We start from the raw sequence: 15,611 nt of genomic DNA, 5'->3' as shown, positions 1-15,611 counted from the left end.
CGCCCTCCGCCCCGCGACCTACGCCCGCCGCGGCGCCCGGGAAGGGGGCACCGGCCCGGCGCCCGGAACCCCGCGTCAGCCGCCCCGCACCCGGCGGTGCCCCACCAGCGCCACCAGGCCGCACAGCGCGGCGGCCAGTCCCATCGGCACGGCGAGCTCGGTGGCCCGCAGCAGCACCGCGCCCGCCACCGCGCCCAGGAAGATCGCCAGGATCGCGGCCGTCCCCCGGTTGGCGAACGCGCCCCGCCCGCCCCTCGGCAGCGACTCGGCCGCCCAGCCGGTCAGCGTCGAGGTGACCACCACCGTGGTCATCCCCGCCACTCCCACCCGCCGGGCGACCGCGGCCTGACACCCCATCGCGGCCGCCGTCGCCGCCGCCACGGCCGGCCGCGCCGGGCCGTCCGGCTCCCCGCCGGCCAGCGCCAACCCGACGGCGAGCGCCCCCAACACCACCGTCTGCGCCCCCAGCAGCGCCGTCACCCGCGTCCCCCAACCGCTCGGCGCGCCCCGCAGCGCCACCCCGGCGGCCAGCGCCCCGCCCGCGAAGGCCAGCAACGCCAACGCCGGCCCGAGCACCGGCAGAGCGTCGGCGCCCGCGGCGCCCATGCCGAGGATCACGATGTTCCCCGTCATGTTGCCCGTGAAGACCCGGTCCAGACCGAGGAAGCCCACCGCGTCCACCACGCCCGTGACGAAGGTGAGCACCCACGTCAACGCCAGCGCCAGCCGTTCGGCCTCCCCGGACACCCGCACGACCCGTTCCCCTCGTCCTCGCCCTCGTCGTCGTCCGCCGGTCGGGCCCCGGCCCGCCGGGGCGGCTCAGCCGCGCAGGTCCAGCACCGCGTAGCCGAAGCCGGCCGCCACGACGCCGCTCTCGTCCACCGTGACACCCTCGCCCAGAACGGGCCTGGCGGTGGCCAGATCGGGCCTCGGCAGCGGGAACTCCGCGCGTTCCCGCCGCGGGTTGACCACCACGAGAAAGCGGTCGCCCCGCAGGTAGACCAGCGGGTAGCCGGTGTGGAAGACCTCCGTCGCGCAGCGCGCGCCCAGCTCCGGATGGGAGCGCCGCAGCGCGATCAGCCGCCGCACCAGGTGCAGCAGCGAGCCCTCGTCCGCCCGTTGGGCCGCCACGGTCGGCCGCCCCGGGTCGGGGTCGATCGGCAGGTACAGCTGGTCGGCGGGCGCGGTCGAGAAGCCCGCGTTGGGAGAGCCGTCCCACTGCATCGGGGTGCGCGACCCGGCCCGGTTGTAGCGCGGGCCGAGGCGGCTGCCCTCGTGGTCCGGCAGGTCGGGCACGTAGCGCATCCCGATCTCGTCGCCGTAGTAGATCGCCGGCAGCGTCGGCCAGGTCAGCTGGAACGCGAACGCCGCCGGCAACTGCTCGGCGGTGCGGTCGCCGCAGGCCAGCCGCGAGAAGTCGTGGTTGGCGCTGGGCAGCGTGATGAACCCCTTGTCGCCGATGGCCCCGCTCACCGACTCCCAGGCCTGGACGAAGGTGCCGGCCGACGACTGCCCCGCCGCGTCGAAGTAGCAGTGCTCCTGCGTCCAGTGCTCGGCGACGGTGCCCTGCCCGTTGTTCCACAGCGAACGCAGCGGCAGCCCGTCCGAGGGTCCGCCGAACTGGAGGAAGAAGTCCGAGTGGAAGCCGGCCGGCACCGACGTCGAGGGATCGCCCCACTCCGCCAGCAGCGCGGCGTGCGGGTGCGCCTCGTCCAGCCAGCCGCGCAGCTCGCTCCAGAGCGCGCCGGTCGCCCCCATGCCGGGGTCGTCCTTGACCAGGGAGTGCGCCATGTCCACGCGGAAGCCGGCCAGTCCCAGGCCGAGCCAGTGGTCCATCACCTCGCGCAGCGCCGCCCGGTTGGCCCTCGGGCCCGGCGCGTCCACCGGAAGCCGCCAGGGCTCGTCGGGGTGCGGGCGGGCGTAGCCGAAGTTCAACGCCGGCTGGCTGTCGAAGAAGTTGGGCAGATAGCCGCCGGGCCGGCTCCCCGGCGAGGCGACGAACCCCGGCGGCAGCGCGCCGTCCGTCCGGTCCGTCCAGATGTAGCGGTCGTCGTCCGGGTCGTCGACCGCCGCCTGGAACCAGGCGTGTTGGTCGGAGGTGTGCCCGGCCACCAGGTCGAGCATGACCCGGATCGAACGCCGCGCGGCGGCCTCCACCAGCTCGGCCAGTTGGTCCTGCGTCCCGTAGCGCGGCGCGACCCGCAGGTAGTCCGAGACGTCGTAGCCGGCGTCGTTGAACGGCGAGGCGAAGCACGGGTTGAGCCACACCGTGTTCACCCCGAGCCAGGCCAGATGGTCCAGGTGCGCGGTGACCCCGGCGAAGTCGCCGATGCCGTCGCCGTCGGAGTCGGCGAAGCTCTGCGGATAGATCTGGTAGAGGACGGCGTCGGCCAGCCAGCTGGGAGCGGGACGGAAGGGCGACATGCGGGACCTTTCGTGCGGGTGGGGGCCGCGTCGCGCGGCGGTCTCGGATGCTCGACACGGTCTCAGACGTGCGACCCAATCCGGACGATCATCGCCGATCACCCCCCGCCCGGCCTAGGGTCTCCGGGCGTATCGCCCTGTGAGGTCGGGGACGCGGCTGGCGGGGGTTGGCGGCCGGGGCCCGCGTCACCGTCCACCGCCTCCCCGGGCAGAACGCCTACACGCCGTGGTGGTTCCGCGGCCCGGCGGAGGTCGCGGCCCGGCTGGCGGCCGCGGCGAGCCAGGGGCCGACGGAGCTGTCGGTGGTGAGGTCGGCGCGGTAGGCCAGCGCCGCCGCCAGGTAGCGGTGTTCGCGCGAGGTCCACCGCCATCTGTGGCTCCGGCGGACCTCGTCGGGGCAGGGGACGAGACCGCCCCCGTCGCGGGCGCCCCAGATCGTGAGGCGCCACGCCCCTCCCCCGTCGCCCAGGTGGCCGTGCGCGTCCCGGGCCGTCGCCACGTCGGGGAACGCGAAGACCTGGACGGAGACGCAGACGGGGTTCTCTGGCGTGGCGTGCGGACCCGGCTGCTCCGCGTAGACGCCGACGACCACTTCGGCGCAGCCGCGGCGCGCGAGATCCTCGGCCAGGTCGCCGGGGCCGGCCTCACGGGAGGGGCGGGTGTCCTCGGCGATCCGCGCGAACGCGACGCCCAGGTCGTTGGTGAACCGCCGGGGCAGCAGGGCGTCCGGGGTGAACGGCGTCTCGTCGGTGGAGACGCGGTCCCAGGAACCGGGAGCGGGCGGCTGAGGCGCGCGCCGCGTGACGTCGGCCATCGGGCGGGTGGCCGGGGGCACCAGCACGGTGGGAGCGTCCGCCGCCGCGCACGACGCCGCTATCGCCTGGAGCCGCCGCTGGACCAGCTGTGCCGACTGGGGGCGCCGGTCGGGGTCCCGCCGCAGCAGTTCCGCGACGAGCGCGGTCACCTCCGGCGGCAGGCCGGAGGCGACCGTGTCGAGGGACGGGGCCTCCTCGTCGAGCTTGCGCCGCACGACCGCGATGCTGTTGTGCCCGGTGAACGGCGGCCGGCCGGCGAGCATCGCGAAGAGCATTCCACCGAGCGCGTACAGGTCGGAGCGCTCGTCGCCGCGCTCCGTGAGGAACTGCTCCGGCGCGCCGAACTCCGGCGTTCCGGCCGGGACCAGCTGGGAGGAGCGCGCCACGGTGAACGCGGCCTGGACGAACCCGGCGATCCCGAAGTCGATGACCTTCACCAGCCCGTCGTCGGCGAGGATCACGTTGTGGGGCTTGATGTCGTAGTGGATGACCCGGGCCCGGTGGGCGGCCTCCAGCGCGGCGCAGACGCCGACGGCGACGGCCACGGCACGCGTCAGGGGGAAGGGGCTGGCAGCCTGGAGACGCGCCGCGAGCGTCTGGCCCTCCACCTTCTCCATGACCAGGAACAGCACGTCGTCGTGGACGCCCCGGTCGTACAGGGCGGCGACGTGGGGGTGGACGATCTGGGCGGCGGCGACCGCCTCACGGTCGAACCGCTGGCGCAGGTCGGCGTGGTCGATCCCGTCGAGATCCAGCAGCTTGAGCGCGACCTCACGGCGGAGCACGCGATCCCGCGCGGCCCACACCTCGCCCATGCCGCCCCGGCCGAGACGGCCGGTCAGCTCGTAACGGTCCGCGATCAGCTTCCCCCGCTCCACGGGGTCAGCATACGAGGCGCCCGCGCCCCCGCGAAGACGGCCGTCTCGGCGCGCGCACGGGCGGATCCCGGTGACGCCGCCGGTGAGACCCGTGCCGCCCCGCTACGACCCCGCTACGAGAAGGGCGCCCGGAGGACGCCTCGCGCACGTCCTCACGGCCGGTCGTAGACGGTGGTGGGCACCGACCTCGCGCACAGCGTCCGCCGGATGATCGGCTCGATCCGCTCCCACTTCCCGCCGGCCAGGCCGCAGCCGATCCGGGGCATGTGCACGGACGCCTCCTCGGCCAGCGCCCGCTCGGCGACGGCGGTCAGACAGCGTTCGACCGCCTCGTAACGGATCGGCGGCCCGTTGCTGCCGGTCTTCGTCCCGTGCTGACCGATCATGTTCGCCACCTGGAGATCCGGCCGCACCCGGACCAGCCGCACCGCGCCCAGCCCGAAGTCGTTCCCCGCCCGCCCCCGGTACCAGAGCCGGTAGTCACGCTCCGGCTCCGGCCACCGCCGCGACAGCGCCAGCACGAAGCCCTTGCCCCAGCCACCCCGGTCGTTGCAGACATGAGCGATGATCTTCGCCCCCTTCGCCTGCGGCTCGGTGGCGTCCCCCGCGATGATCCGCAACGTGCTCGTCATCCCCCCAGTTTCGGCCACCGGCGGAGGCGTTGGCCACGGGTTTCGACGCCTCAGCCGTGACGCCCGGCCCGCACCGTGTCGGGGAAGGCGCCTTCGCGCACGAAGGGCTGTAGGCGGAGACGAAGACGGGACCCGGGAGTTTTGCCCTCTCCCGGGTCCCTGGGGTACCGCCTGATACGCACGCCCGAGCCGTTGAAGAGGGGACGGATCAGGGTCATGCCGTCGTGTTCTACCTTTGAACTACCGCACCACGGAGAGGTGCAGGCGAGAGTCGAACTCGCATGCGACGGCGTGTCCGTCCCCGGTCGCTCCGGCGATCGGCGGCGATGCTGAATCTTGAGCGAGAGTCTGAGCTTCACAGCGGTTGACAGCCGCCTCCGTCAGTCTGAACGTTCAGTTTCAGCTTGTGCTCACGCGCTCCCGGGGTCTCAGTCCGGGGCGCGTCGACCTCCGCCGTGTCCCCACCGCGGAGGTGTCCTTGGGGCGTTCAGCCGAGGAGGTAGCCGAAGACCGCGTCCCCGACGCGACGGTCGTCGACCTCCGTCGAGTTGGCCTCCTCACGGGCGAACTTCACCGCGTTCTGCAGCTTCTCCACGCGCTCCAGCAGCTCGTTCAGCCGGCGGGCCGAGAGGCTGCCGGAGAACTTCACCGTGGACCAGTAACCGATCGGCACATCCTCGTAGTACACCTCGACCTGCGCCGGGTGCTTCTCGGTGGCCTCGGCCTTGACGTGGTTGCGCGGGACCTTGCGGGTGCGGATGGTGCGGACCGGCTCGGTCTTCCACCAGTCGGTCGACGGGTCGAGCGACCAGGTCTCCGCGGCGTCCAGCACCGGCAGCTTCCTGACGAACGCGTGCACCTCGGTCAGCTGCTTCTCCAGGAAGAGCAGGTAGCTGACCGGCACGTCCGGCACGATGGTCCGGCCGTCGACCACGACGTCCGCGCGGGCCGTGCAGTTCGCCCAGTCCTTGGTCGCGGTGACGTCGAAGAGCCGGGTCAGCGAGGCCGCCATCTCTCTGAGCACGGTCTCGGCCTTGACCTGAACGCGGGTCGACTCGGGCGGCAGTTGCTCGCCCTCCTCGTCCTTCGGCTGGTAGGTGCGCGATATGCCGGCCAGCGACGCGGGCTTCTGCACCTCGCGATGGGCCGCCGCGACGTCCTGAGCCGTCCTGCTCTTGGCGCCCTTCTCGACGGCGATGATCTGATTGAGCTTCGCCACGATCTCCCCCTTCGAACAACGGCCACGCTATCCGAGCGGTCCCGCGCCGTGCACCGGGGTTTCCGGCCCGGCGGCCCCACGCCCGTCACCCCTTGACGGCGCCCGAGGTCAGGCCCGAGACCACGGCCCGGCGGAAGACCAGCACCAGCAGCGCGATGGGCAGCACCGAGACCGTCGCGGCAGCGAAGATCGTGCCGTAGGGAACGGTGAAGGTGGAGCCGAAGAGCGCCACGCCGACCGGCATCGTCCGGTAGTCGTCGGCCGTGTTGAGCGTGAGGCCGATCAGGAACTCGGTCCAGCAGGCGGTGAACGTGAAGATCGCGGCCGTGAACATCCCGGGCAGCGCCTGCGGCAGGATCACCCGCAGCACGGTCCGCACGGGGGAGGCGCCGTCCACCCAGGCGACCTCCTCCATCTCCTTGGGGATCTGGAGGAAGAAGTTCCGCAGGATCCAGATCGCGAACGGGATGTTGAGCGCCGTGTAGACCAGGATCAGGCCCTGGTAGCTGTTGAGCCAGCCGACCTCCCGCATCAGCAGGAAGAGCGGCGCGGCCAGCGCGATCGTCGGGAAGAGCGAGATCATCAGCAGCGCCACCATGATCGGCGACTTGCCGCGCAGCGGCAGCCGCGCCAGCGCGTAGCCGGCGAACGCGCTCAGCGCCAGCACGAGGCCGGTGGCGAGCAGCGAGACGGCGGCGGAGTTCAGCAGGTAGCGGCCGAAGTTGTTGTCGGTGAACGCCTGCCGGTAGTTCTCGAAGGTCAGCGTCTCCGGCCACGCCGTCGGCGGGTTGGCGCCCACCTCCTCCAGCGGCTTGAGGGAGCTGACGGCCATCCAGTACAGCGGCGCGGCCACGAACAGCGCGACCAGCAGCGCCCACAGGTGCGCCCAGCGGAAGTGGAAGCCCACACGGGGTCGAACATTCACTGCGTCTCCTCGTCGCCCACCCGCGCCTTGAAGGCCCGCAGGAAGATCAGACAGCCCACCAGCACGAGCGCCGCGGTGCTGGCCGCCACGGCGGCTCCCGGGCCGAAGTCCAGGTTGGTGAACATCACGTGCCAGCCCAGCAGCGCCAGCGACTCCGTCGCGTCGCCCGGACCGCCGCCGGTGAGCACGAAGGGCAGGTCGAAGATGCCGAACGCCTGGAGGACCCGGAAGAGCACCGCGATCACCAACGCGGGCCGCAGCAGCGGCAGTCGCACCTTCCAGAACGCGGTCCAGGCGCCGGCGCCGTCCACGCGCGCGGCCTCCACCACGTCGCTGGGCAGCATCATCAGCCCGGCCAGCACGATGATCGCCACGAACGGCGTGGTCTTCCAGACGTCCGCCGCCGCCATCGAGAGCACCGCGGGCAGCGGGGTGCCGAGGAACTGGAACGGCGTGCCCGTCAGCCCCTCGGTCATCGCGGTCAGCACGCCGTAGACGCCGTTGTACATGTAGGCCCACAGCTGCGCCGAGACCACCGTGATCATGGCCCAGGGAAGCAGCAGCAGCGCCATCATCCAGCCGCGCCCGCCGGAGAGCTGCTCCAGCACCAGCGCGATCAGGGTGCCGAGGACCAGCTCGGCGACGACGGTGCCGATGGTGTAGAGCACGGTGAAGACCACCGCGTGGCGCCAGCGGTCCGACTGGAGCAGCAGCTTGTAGTGCTCGCCGGTGAAGCCGGACAGCTGGAAGCCGTCGGCGGAGACCGTGACGTGGCTCAGGCTCATCGCGACGGAGAAGGCGATGGGGAAGAGGGTGACGGCGAGCACCACCAGCATCGCCGGCACGGTGAAGAGCCAGCCCAGCCGCGCGAACTTCCGGTCCAGCTCCGAGCGCCCCGACTCCTGGGGCAACGCCCGCCGGGGTTCGGTCCTGGGGGACTCCGTCCGCGCTCTGCCACCGCTCATAGGGCTCGGTCCTCCAGTGCGCGTCGGATGTCGTCCTCCGCCGCCCGCAGCGCGTTCGCGGTCGGGGACGAGCCGGCCAGGGAGCCGTTGATGTTGGTGTAGATGCCGTGGCTGATCTGCGGGTAACGAGGCGTCTGGGCCGGGCGGGCGACCAGGTCGAGGTCGGCGGCGACCTCCAGGACCGGGTTCTCCTTCTGGAGCCCCTCGTCGTTGAGCACGTCCTCGTTGGCCGGCAGCACCGAGTTCTCGGCCATCAGCCGCTGGGCCTCCGGGCCGGTCATCCAGTCGATGAAGACCAGCGCCGCGCCGATCCGCTCGCTGTGCGGGTTGACCATCAGGTTCCAGCCGCCGGCGGCCGAGCGGCCCTTCTCCTCGCCGCCCTCGAAGCCGGGCATCGGCATCACGCCCACCTTGTCGACGACCTGCGAGGCGAGCGGGTCGTTGGCCATGCCCCAGCCGTGGGACCAGTTGCGGTGGAAGGCGGCCTCGCCGTCGACGAAGGTCTGGAGCGACTGCTGCTCCTGGAAGCTGGTGGTGGCCGACGGCACCACGCCGCTGTCCAGCATCTGTCGCATGAAGTCCAGCACCGCGCGGTTCTCCGGCGAGTCGATGGCCGCCTTCGAGCCGTCCTCGGAGACGCTCCGGCCGCCGGCCGCGGCCGACAGCTCGGTCCAGTTGACGGTCAGGCCCTCGTAGTTGGCCCACTGCCCGACGTAGCCGAAGTCGACCTCGCCCTCGTCCTGGAGCCGCTCGGCCGACTCGGCCAGCTCCTGCCAGGTCCTCGGCTTCTCCAGACCGTGCTTCTCCAGCAGGTCCTTGCGGTAGTAGAGGAAGCCGGAGTCGACGTAGAGCGGCGCCGCCAGATGGTTGCCGTCGTACTCGGTGAGCCGGGAGCGCTCGTCGGGGTAGCGGTCCCAGAAGTCGTCGGGGAGATGTTCGTCCAGCGGCATCGCCAGCTGCGCGTCGCCGAACTGCGCGGGCCAGACCAGGTCGCCGTTGTAGACGTCGACGGCGCTGGAGCCGCCGGTGATCTCCGTGGTCAGGGTGGCCCGCATGGTGTCGGTGTTGTTGGGGGCCGGCTGGAAGTCCACGTTGATCTCGGGGTGGGCCTTCTCGAAGGCCGCGACCAACTGCTCGGGGAAACCCTCGGGGCCGAAGTTGATGGCGTACCAGGTGATGTCACCGCTGGCCGGGCCCACCCGCTCGGGGTCGACCGATGCCGCGTCGGCACCGGCCGATCCGCAGGCGGCGGTGGCCAGCAGAGCGGACACGGCCCAGAACGCCCTTGCGCTGCTGCTGATCGACGTACTCAGGACGTGCTCCTTGAGAAGACCCGCGTTCCAAGGGCCTCAGAGTCCCGTTTCCGTCAGCGCAGACCAAGCTAAAAACGCGTTAATCGGAAATATTCACCGGAAAGGTCCCGAAGGGGCGGCCGTCGATCGCCCCCCGGGACCCGCGCCGGCCGGCCCGGCTCACTCCTCGCCGGCCGCCAGCTCGCGCAGCAGCGTGATGTTCAGCTCGAAGGCCAGGCGGCACTCCTCGACGATCCGCTCCCGCTCCGCGTGGTCCACGGCGATCGCGTCCAGCGCCGCCCGGTACTCGCGCTTGAAGGCGGCCGGGTTGGGGACCGCGTCGAAGACGTAGAACCGCACCCCGTCGCCGCGCCGCGCCAGACCCCAGGTCTTCTCGGCGACGTTCCGCACCACCTGGCCGCCGGAGAGGTCGCCCAGGTAGCGGGTGTAGTGGTGCGCGACATAGCCGCCCGGCCAGCCCTCGGCGACCTCGGCGATCCGCTCCGTGTACCGCCCGGTGGCCGGCAGCGGCGCCACCGCGGCGCGCCAGTCCGCGCCCCCGTGCAGATGGTCCAGATCGCGCTCCAGCGAGGGGACGCGGAACAGCTCGGGCCGCACGAAGGGCCCGGCCACCGGGTCCTCGGCCAGCGCGCCGGCCGGCCGCTCCAACGCCCGGTAGACGAACCACAGTTGCTCGGTGTAGCGGCGGAAGCTCCCGACCCCGAGCCGGCCTCCCAGCAGGTCGTCCATGAACGAGGAGTCGTGCGCCGCCTCGTGCTGGGCGTGCGAGGCCCGGCGGATCAGGGCGGAGAACGGGGCGGGGGTGGCGTCGAGCACGGTCACGCGTGACCTCCAGAGCCTGGGGCGGGGCGCGACAGCCCGCCGCGCCCCGCCATACTGGCTACTTAGGCTTACCTAAGTCAAGGAGTTCCCGACAGCTTGTCGGTAACACCGCGTCGGCCCGCGACGCCTTTCCCGCTCAGGGCAGCGTCAACACCTCGGCGCCGCCCTCGGTCACCACCAGCGTGTGCTCGAACTGCGCGGAACGCCGTCCGTCCCTGGTCACGACCGTCCACTCGTCGTCCCACATCTCCCATTCGTGGGTGCCCAGATTGAGCATCGGCTCGATCGTGAACGTCATCCCCGGCACCAGCACCGTGTCGGCGCCCGGGTCGTCGTAGTGCGGCACGATCAGCCCGGAGTGAAACGCCGTGTGCACACCATGACCGGTGAAGTCCCGCACCACGCCATAACCGAAACGCTTCGCGTAGGACTCGATCACCCGCCCGATCACGTTCAGCCGTCGACCGGGCCGCACCGCCCGGATCGCCCGGTCCAGCGCCTCCCTGGTCCGCTCCACCAGCAGCCGCGACTCCTCGTCCACCGACTCCGGGCCGCCCACCAGGTACGTCGCGTTGGTGTCGCCGTGCACCCCGCCGACGAACGCGGTGATGTCCAGGTTGACGATGTCGCCCTCCCGCAGCACCGTCGAGTCCGGGATGCCGTGGCAGATCACCTCGTTCACCGACGTGCACAGCGACTTCGGGAAGCCCCGGTACCCCAGCGTCGACGGGTAGGCGCCGTGGTCGCAGAGGAACGCGTGCGCCACCGCGTCCAACGCGTCGGTGGTGACGCCCGGTTCGATGTGCCGCGCGGTCTCGGCCAGCGCCTGGGCCGCGATCCGGCCCGCGACGCGCATCCGCTCGACCGTCTCCGCGTCCTGCGCGTCGGGTCCCTCGTAACGGGCGGGCGCCGGCTGCCCCACATACGCGGGCCGGACGATGGCGGAGGGCACGGAACGCCGAGGCGAGACCCTGCCGGGCTGAAGAAGTGACTGGCCAGACATGCGTCAGAGTCTACGGGCGGGCAGGATAAGGAACATGGCTCTCTTCAAGCGCAAGGCCGACACCACGGCGGACGACGACCGGTGGTACTACTGCCTGCGGCACCAGACGGTCGAACAGGGCCTCCAGTGCCCGGGAAAGGACCGGATGGGCCCCTACGCCACCCGCGAGGAGGCCGCCCAGGCGCTGGAGACCGCCCGCGACCGGGACGAGCGCTGGCGCGAGGATCCCCGGTGGAACGACGACCCCGACCGCAGGGGCCGTCCCGAGGGCGACGACCCCGGCCCCTGGTGACCGTCAGCCCGCCGTGAACAACGCGACAACCGCCCGGAAACCGCCGCTTCCGGTGGCAGGATCGGGCCCATGACCACACATGACGCCACCTCACCCCAGCGCCCCGACCCCTGGGAGCTGCCCGACGTCTCCGACCTGGTGATCGGCGTGCTCGGCGGCACCGGCGACCAGGGCCGCGGCCTCGCCTACCGGCTGGCCCGCGCCGGCCAGCGGGTCGTCGTCGGCTCCCGCGCCGCCGACCGCGCCGCCGCCGTCGCCGAGGAGATCGGCCACGGCGTCGAGGGCGCCGACAACGCCGAGTGCGCCCGCCGGAGCGACGTGGTGATCGTGGCCGTCCCCTGGGAGGGGCACGCCCGCACCCTCTCCTCGCTCACCGCCGAACTCGCCGGCAAGCTCGTCGTGGACTGCGTCAACCCGCTCGGCTTCGACAAGCGCGGCGCCTACGCCATCGTCCCCGAGGAGGGCAGCGCCGCGGAGCAGGCCCAGGCGCTCCTGCCCGACTCCCGCGTCACCGCCGCCTTCCACCATCTCTCGGCCGTCCTGCTGAAGGACCCGGAGCTCGAACGGATCGACACCGACGTGATGGTGCTCGGCGAGTCCCGCGAGGACTGCGCCACGGTCCAGGCCATCGCCCAGCTCATCCCCGGGATGCGCGGCGTCTTCGCCGGCCGGCTGCGCAACGCCCACCAGGTCGAGGCGCTGGTCGCCAACCTGATCTCCGTCAACCGCCGCTACCGCGCCCACGCGGGCATCCGGCTGACCGACATCTGAGCCGCCGGGGGACAATGGCGGTCGCGCCCGTTTCCGACCGGCGCGCGACCGCCGTTCACCAGCGCTTCCGGAAGGCCGACCGATGGCAGCCACGACCTCACCCACCCACGCGCGCCGACTCAGCCTCTACGCCCTGGCGCTCTGCCTGCTGACCGTGGTCGCGGCCGTGCTCTCGTTCGTCCAGGGCAACTGGTTCGGCATCATCTGGGTGCTGCTCGCCGGTCTCTCCTCGAACATGGCCTGGTACTACTCCCGCAAGGCGAAGTCCTAGCGGGCCGGCGGCCGGGAGTCGACAGCCCACCCGACCGCCCAGGGCCCTGGCCGTCCCGGGGAACCCGGGGGACCGCCTCAGTGGAAGCTGTGCTCCTCGGCCGGGTAGGCGCCGCCCACCACGTCGTCCGCGAAGGCCCTGGCCGCGTCGCCCAGCGCCGTCCGCAGCTGCCCGTACTGCTTGACGAAGCGCGGCAGTCGGCCGCCCGGCCACTCGGTCATGCCGGCCATGTCCGTCCAGACCAGCACCTGCGCGTCGCACTCGGGGCCCGAGCCGATCCCCACCGTCGGGATGTAGAGGCTGCGGGTCACCTCGGCCGCCAGCTCGGCCGTCACCAGTTCGAGCACCACGGCGAAGGCGCCCGCGTCCTGCACGGCCTTGGCGTCCCGCAGCAACTGCGCCGCCGCCTCCTCGCCCCTGCCCTGCACCGGGTGGCCGCCGTACGCGTGCACCGACTGCGGGGTCAGACCCACGTGCGCCATCACCGGGATGCCGGACTCGACCAGCAGCCTGATCTGGTCGGCGGAACGCTCGCCGCCCTCCAGCTTCACCGCGCCGACCCCGGCCTCCTTGACCAGGTGCGTGGCGCTGCGCAACGCCTGGCCCGGACCCTCCTGGAACGAGCCGAACGGCAGGTCGCCCACGATCAGCGCCCGGCTGGTGCCCCGCACCACGGCCGCGGACAGCATGGTCATCTGCTCCAGGGTGACCGGCACCGTGGAGTCGTAGCCGAGCGCCGTGTTCCCCATCGAGTCGCCCACCAGCATCACGGGGATGCCGGCCTCGTCGAAGACGGACGCGGTCATCGCGTCGTAGGCGGTGAGCATCGGCCACCGCTCGCCACGCCGCTTGGCCGCCGCGATGTCCCTCACCGTGATCCGGCGGTTGCTCTTGCCGCCGTAGAGCCCTGTGCGCTCGGAAGTCGCCGGCGCCTGGGCAGGAGTGTGCTGCGTCATCACGCTGCTCCTGTTCTCGTGATCTCGAAGCGCCTCAACGGCGTCCCCGGACTTCTTCCAGCATCCCACCGACCGACGCGGGCGGGAAGTGGGGTGCGGGGATCCCGGTGATATAACGGGAACCCCGCGCCACACCCCGACCGTCCTCCCCGTCGAGGTCCCGCGCGGAGTATGCGGAGTACGCGGAGTATTGGGTGCGCGAGAGCCCGGACAACGGCACGATCGGTCAGCGAGGGCGCGAATGGCACAGCTGGACACCCCGGACGCTCGGGAGGGGGCGCCGGAGGGCGGTCCGGAGGGCGGCCCCGACGCGTCGGGTGCCCCCAGGCCGCGCTGGAGCGACCGGGTCGGTCGCTGGCGGCGCGGGCTGTGGCCCGCGGGGTTCGCGCTGGCGCTGGCTCTGCTGGTCAGCCTGCACGCGCGGATGCCCAACCGCATAGGGAACGTGGGCAGCCTGCTGGAGACCTTCCTCCCCTGGTGCGCGCTGCTCTTCCCGGTGCTGGCCCTCTGCGCGGTGCTGCGCCGCTCGGTGACCGCGCTGGTCGCCCTGCTGGTGCCGGTGCTGGTGTGGACCAACCTCTTCGGCGGGCTGCTGCTGGACAAGACGGGTTCCGGCGGCGAGCTGATGGTGGTCAGCCACAACGTGGACGCGGACAACGGCGACCACGCCGGCACCGCCCGGCAGATCGCCGAGAGCGGCGCGGACGTCGTGGCGCTCCAGGAGGTGCCGGGGTCCGAGCGGGAGCTCTACGAGGCGGAGCTGGCCGAGGCGTACCCGCACCACGCGGTCGAGGGCACCGTCGGGCTGTGGAGCCGCTACCCGATGGAGGATGTCGCGCCGGTCGACACCGGGATGGGCTGGACGCGGGCGCTGCGCGGCACGGTCCAGGCGGAGCGCGGTCCCGTCGCCGTCTATGTGGCGCACCTGCCGTCCGTGCGGGTGCAGTTCAGGGCCGGCTTCACCGCCGAGCAGCGGGACAGGTCGGCCGAGCTGCTGGGGGAGGCGATCGCCGCCGAGTCGGTGGACCACGCGGTGCTGCTGGGCGACCTCAACGGCACCATGAACGACCGGGCGCTGGCGCCGCTGACCTCGCAGCTGCGCTCCACCCAGGGCGCGGCGGGGGCGGGGTTCGGCTTCAGCTGGCCGGCGGGGTTCCCGATGGCCAGAATCGACCAGATCCTGGTCCGCACCCTGGAACCGGTGTCCTCCTGGACACTCTCCGCGACCGGAAGTGATCATCTGCCGGTCGCGGCCCGGGTGGACTTCTAGGGCGGACCGCGAGGCGGACGCCCCGGGCGCTGTCGCGGGGCGGGTGATCGCTTTCGCCCGTCCTCGCCTTCTTTTCGTCGTTCTTTCTCCGATTGATTTACTTTTGAGAGAGATCCCGACGCCTGGAGGGTCCCGCATGGCACGCACCCGGTACGCCCCCGACCGCGGGCTGACCCGACGCATGGGGCTCACCATGTTTCTCATCGGGCTGCTCTACGTGGTCTTCGTCGGCGTGCTGATCGCCGCCTTCGGCAACGCCTGGCCGTTCATCGTGCTCGTGGCCGGCGGGTTCCTGTTCGCGCAGTTCTGGTTCAGCGACCGCATCGCCGCGTACAGCATGGGCGCGCGCGAGGTCACCCCGGAGCAGGCACCCGAGCTGCACGGGGCCGTGGACCGGCTGTGCGCGCTGGCCGACATGCCCAAGCCGAAGGTGGCCATCGCCGACACCGACGTGCCCAACGCGTTCGCCACCGGGCGCAGCCAGAAGAAGGCCATGGTCTGCGCCACCACCGGGCTGCTGCGCCGGCTGGAGCGCGACGAGCTGGAGGGCGTGCTGGCGCACGAGCTGTCGCACGTGGCGCACCGGGACGTGGCGGTGATGACGGTGGCCGCGTTTCTCGGGGTGCTGGCCGGGCTGATCACCCGGATCGCCCTGTGGACCGGCCTGAGCCGGGGCGGCCGGAACAACAACGCGCTGCTGTTGCTGATCCCGCTGGTCAGCGCCGTGGTCTACGTGATCAGCTTCCTGCTCACCCGGGTGCTCTCGCGCTATCGCGAGCTGTCCGCCGACCGCACCGGGGCGCTGCTGACCGGCCGGCCCTCCGCGTTGGCCTCGGCGCTCACCAAGGTCTCAGGACAGATGGGGCGCATCCCCACCAGGGACCTGCGGCAGGCGGAGCCGTTCAACGCGTTCTACTTCGCCCCGGCGCTCTCCGGGGACGGGCTCAGCCGGCTCTTCTCCTCGCATCCGACGCTGGAGCAGCGGCTGGACCGGCTCGGCAGGCTCTCCCGGGAGCTGGGCCAGCCCTGACGCCGCCGGGCGTCGGGGGAAACGT

At 72.2% G+C, this 15,611-nt stretch carries 16 protein-coding genes; 5 read left to right on the top strand and 11 right to left on the bottom strand.

Going from position 1 to position 15,611, the window contains the following annotated elements:
* Window positions 1-75 precede the first annotated feature (75 nt).
* The 10 genes from CRP51_RS02010 to map form a co-directional block, all read right to left on the bottom strand.
* On the bottom strand, window positions 76-753 hold the full coding sequence (locus CRP51_RS02010) for a YoaK family protein (RefSeq protein WP_097229155.1): 678 nt from the start codon (window positions 751-753) through the stop codon (window positions 76-78).
* Between the two features lie 66 nt (window positions 754-819).
* Window positions 820-2,424: an alpha-amylase family glycosyl hydrolase gene (locus tag CRP51_RS02005; RefSeq protein WP_097229154.1), complete on the bottom strand. Its 1,605-nt coding sequence runs from the start codon at window positions 2,422-2,424 to the stop codon at window positions 820-822.
* Window positions 2,425-2,641: 217 nt separating this feature from the next.
* A complete protein-coding gene (locus CRP51_RS02000) occupies window positions 2,642-4,117 on the bottom strand; it encodes a serine/threonine-protein kinase (protein WP_097229153.1) in 1,476 nt (491 codons plus the stop codon).
* A 152-nt stretch (window positions 4,118-4,269) separates the two neighbouring features.
* On the bottom strand, window positions 4,270-4,749 hold the full coding sequence (locus CRP51_RS01995; RefSeq protein ID WP_097229152.1) for a macro domain-containing protein: 480 nt from the start codon (window positions 4,747-4,749) through the stop codon (window positions 4,270-4,272).
* A 487-nt stretch (window positions 4,750-5,236) separates the two neighbouring features.
* The gene (locus CRP51_RS01990) at window positions 5,237-5,968 is read right to left on the bottom strand and encodes a DUF7873 family protein (protein WP_097229151.1); all 732 of its coding nucleotides are present in this window, start codon (window positions 5,966-5,968) and stop codon (window positions 5,237-5,239) included.
* An 85-nt stretch (window positions 5,969-6,053) separates the two neighbouring features.
* Window positions 6,054-6,893, bottom strand: coding sequence for a carbohydrate ABC transporter permease (locus CRP51_RS01985; protein WP_245880302.1), 840 nt, complete (start codon window positions 6,891-6,893; stop codon window positions 6,054-6,056).
* A complete protein-coding gene (locus tag CRP51_RS01980; protein ID WP_097229150.1) occupies window positions 6,890-7,858 on the bottom strand; it encodes a carbohydrate ABC transporter permease in 969 nt (322 codons plus the stop codon). Before CRP51_RS01980 ends, CRP51_RS01985 begins: the two co-directional genes overlap by 4 nt.
* A complete protein-coding gene (locus CRP51_RS01975; RefSeq protein ID WP_170970399.1) occupies window positions 7,855-9,129 on the bottom strand; it encodes an ABC transporter substrate-binding protein in 1,275 nt (424 codons plus the stop codon). Before CRP51_RS01975 ends, CRP51_RS01980 begins: the two co-directional genes overlap by 4 nt.
* A 201-nt stretch (window positions 9,130-9,330) precedes the next feature.
* Window positions 9,331-9,993: a biliverdin-producing heme oxygenase gene (locus CRP51_RS01970; protein WP_245880301.1), complete on the bottom strand. Its 663-nt coding sequence runs from the start codon at window positions 9,991-9,993 to the stop codon at window positions 9,331-9,333.
* 136 nt (window positions 9,994-10,129) lie between these two features.
* Window positions 10,130-10,996 carry a type I methionyl aminopeptidase gene (map, locus tag CRP51_RS01965; RefSeq protein ID WP_097229148.1) on the bottom strand — a complete coding sequence of 289 codons (867 nt, stop codon included), beginning with the start codon at window positions 10,994-10,996 and terminating at the stop codon, window positions 10,130-10,132.
* Between the two features lie 34 nt (window positions 10,997-11,030).
* Here map and CRP51_RS01960 point away from each other — a divergent pair, with 34 nt between their 5' ends.
* The 3 genes from CRP51_RS01960 to CRP51_RS01950 all read left to right on the top strand — a co-directional run bounded on the left by CRP51_RS01960 (window position 11,031) and on the right by CRP51_RS01950 (window position 12,330).
* Window positions 11,031-11,288 (top strand): hypothetical protein, encoded by a 258-nt coding sequence (locus tag CRP51_RS01960; RefSeq protein ID WP_097229147.1) that lies wholly within the window; start codon window positions 11,031-11,033, stop codon window positions 11,286-11,288.
* A gap of 69 nt (window positions 11,289-11,357) precedes the next feature.
* The gene (npdG, locus tag CRP51_RS01955) at window positions 11,358-12,059 is read left to right on the top strand and encodes an NADPH-dependent F420 reductase (RefSeq protein ID WP_097229146.1); all 702 of its coding nucleotides are present in this window, start codon (window positions 11,358-11,360) and stop codon (window positions 12,057-12,059) included.
* An 82-nt stretch (window positions 12,060-12,141) separates the two neighbouring features.
* Window positions 12,142-12,330: a hypothetical protein gene (locus tag CRP51_RS01950; protein ID WP_097229145.1), complete on the top strand. Its 189-nt coding sequence runs from the start codon at window positions 12,142-12,144 to the stop codon at window positions 12,328-12,330.
* 77 nt (window positions 12,331-12,407) lie between these two features.
* Here the strand turns inward: CRP51_RS01950 and panB are convergent, their stop codons facing one another.
* Complete coding sequence (gene panB / locus CRP51_RS01945; protein WP_097229144.1) at window positions 12,408-13,286, bottom strand: 3-methyl-2-oxobutanoate hydroxymethyltransferase; 879 nt, start codon at window positions 13,284-13,286, stop codon at window positions 12,408-12,410.
* 241 nt (window positions 13,287-13,527) lie between these two features.
* Between panB and CRP51_RS01940 the strand changes: the two genes are divergently transcribed.
* Window positions 13,528-14,556, top strand: a complete 1,029-nt coding sequence (locus CRP51_RS01940) for an endonuclease/exonuclease/phosphatase family protein (protein ID WP_097229143.1) — start codon at window positions 13,528-13,530, stop codon at window positions 14,554-14,556.
* A 136-nt stretch (window positions 14,557-14,692) separates the two neighbouring features.
* Window positions 14,693-15,586 carry a zinc metalloprotease HtpX gene (htpX, locus tag CRP51_RS01935; protein ID WP_097229142.1) on the top strand — a complete coding sequence of 298 codons (894 nt, stop codon included), beginning with the start codon at window positions 14,693-14,695 and terminating at the stop codon, window positions 15,584-15,586.
* Window positions 15,587-15,611: the final 25 nt, after the last annotated feature.

Source organism: Streptomyces zhaozhouensis (assembly GCF_900230195.1).
GTDB lineage: Bacteria > Actinomycetota > Actinomycetes > Streptomycetales > Streptomycetaceae > Streptomyces > Streptomyces zhaozhouensis.
Note: the sequence above shows the minus strand (reverse complement) of the source record. Positions and strands in the feature narration are given on the sequence as shown.

What these genes read in the sequence shown, in the direction of transcription:
- CRP51_RS01940 (WP_097229143.1), top strand. Translation starts at nt 13,528, where the DNA reads ATGGCACAGCTGGACACCCCGGACGCTCGGGAGGGGGCGCCGGAGGGC.
- CRP51_RS02005 (WP_097229154.1), bottom strand. Translation starts at nt 2,424, where the DNA reads ATGTCGCCCTTCCGTCCCGCTCCCAGCTGGCTGGCCGACGCCGTCCTC.
- CRP51_RS01960 (WP_097229147.1), top strand. Translation starts at nt 11,031, where the DNA reads ATGGCTCTCTTCAAGCGCAAGGCCGACACCACGGCGGACGACGACCGG.
- panB (WP_097229144.1), bottom strand. Translation starts at nt 13,286, where the DNA reads ATGACGCAGCACACTCCTGCCCAGGCGCCGGCGACTTCCGAGCGCACA.
- htpX (WP_097229142.1), top strand. Translation starts at nt 14,693, where the DNA reads ATGGCACGCACCCGGTACGCCCCCGACCGCGGGCTGACCCGACGCATG.
- CRP51_RS01980 (WP_097229150.1), bottom strand. Translation starts at nt 7,858, where the DNA reads ATGAGCGGTGGCAGAGCGCGGACGGAGTCCCCCAGGACCGAACCCCGG.
- CRP51_RS01950 (WP_097229145.1), top strand. Translation starts at nt 12,142, where the DNA reads ATGGCAGCCACGACCTCACCCACCCACGCGCGCCGACTCAGCCTCTAC.
- CRP51_RS01995 (WP_097229152.1), bottom strand. Translation starts at nt 4,749, where the DNA reads ATGACGAGCACGTTGCGGATCATCGCGGGGGACGCCACCGAGCCGCAG.
- map (WP_097229148.1), bottom strand. Translation starts at nt 10,996, where the DNA reads ATGTCTGGCCAGTCACTTCTTCAGCCCGGCAGGGTCTCGCCTCGGCGT.
- npdG (WP_097229146.1), top strand. Translation starts at nt 11,358, where the DNA reads ATGACCACACATGACGCCACCTCACCCCAGCGCCCCGACCCCTGGGAG.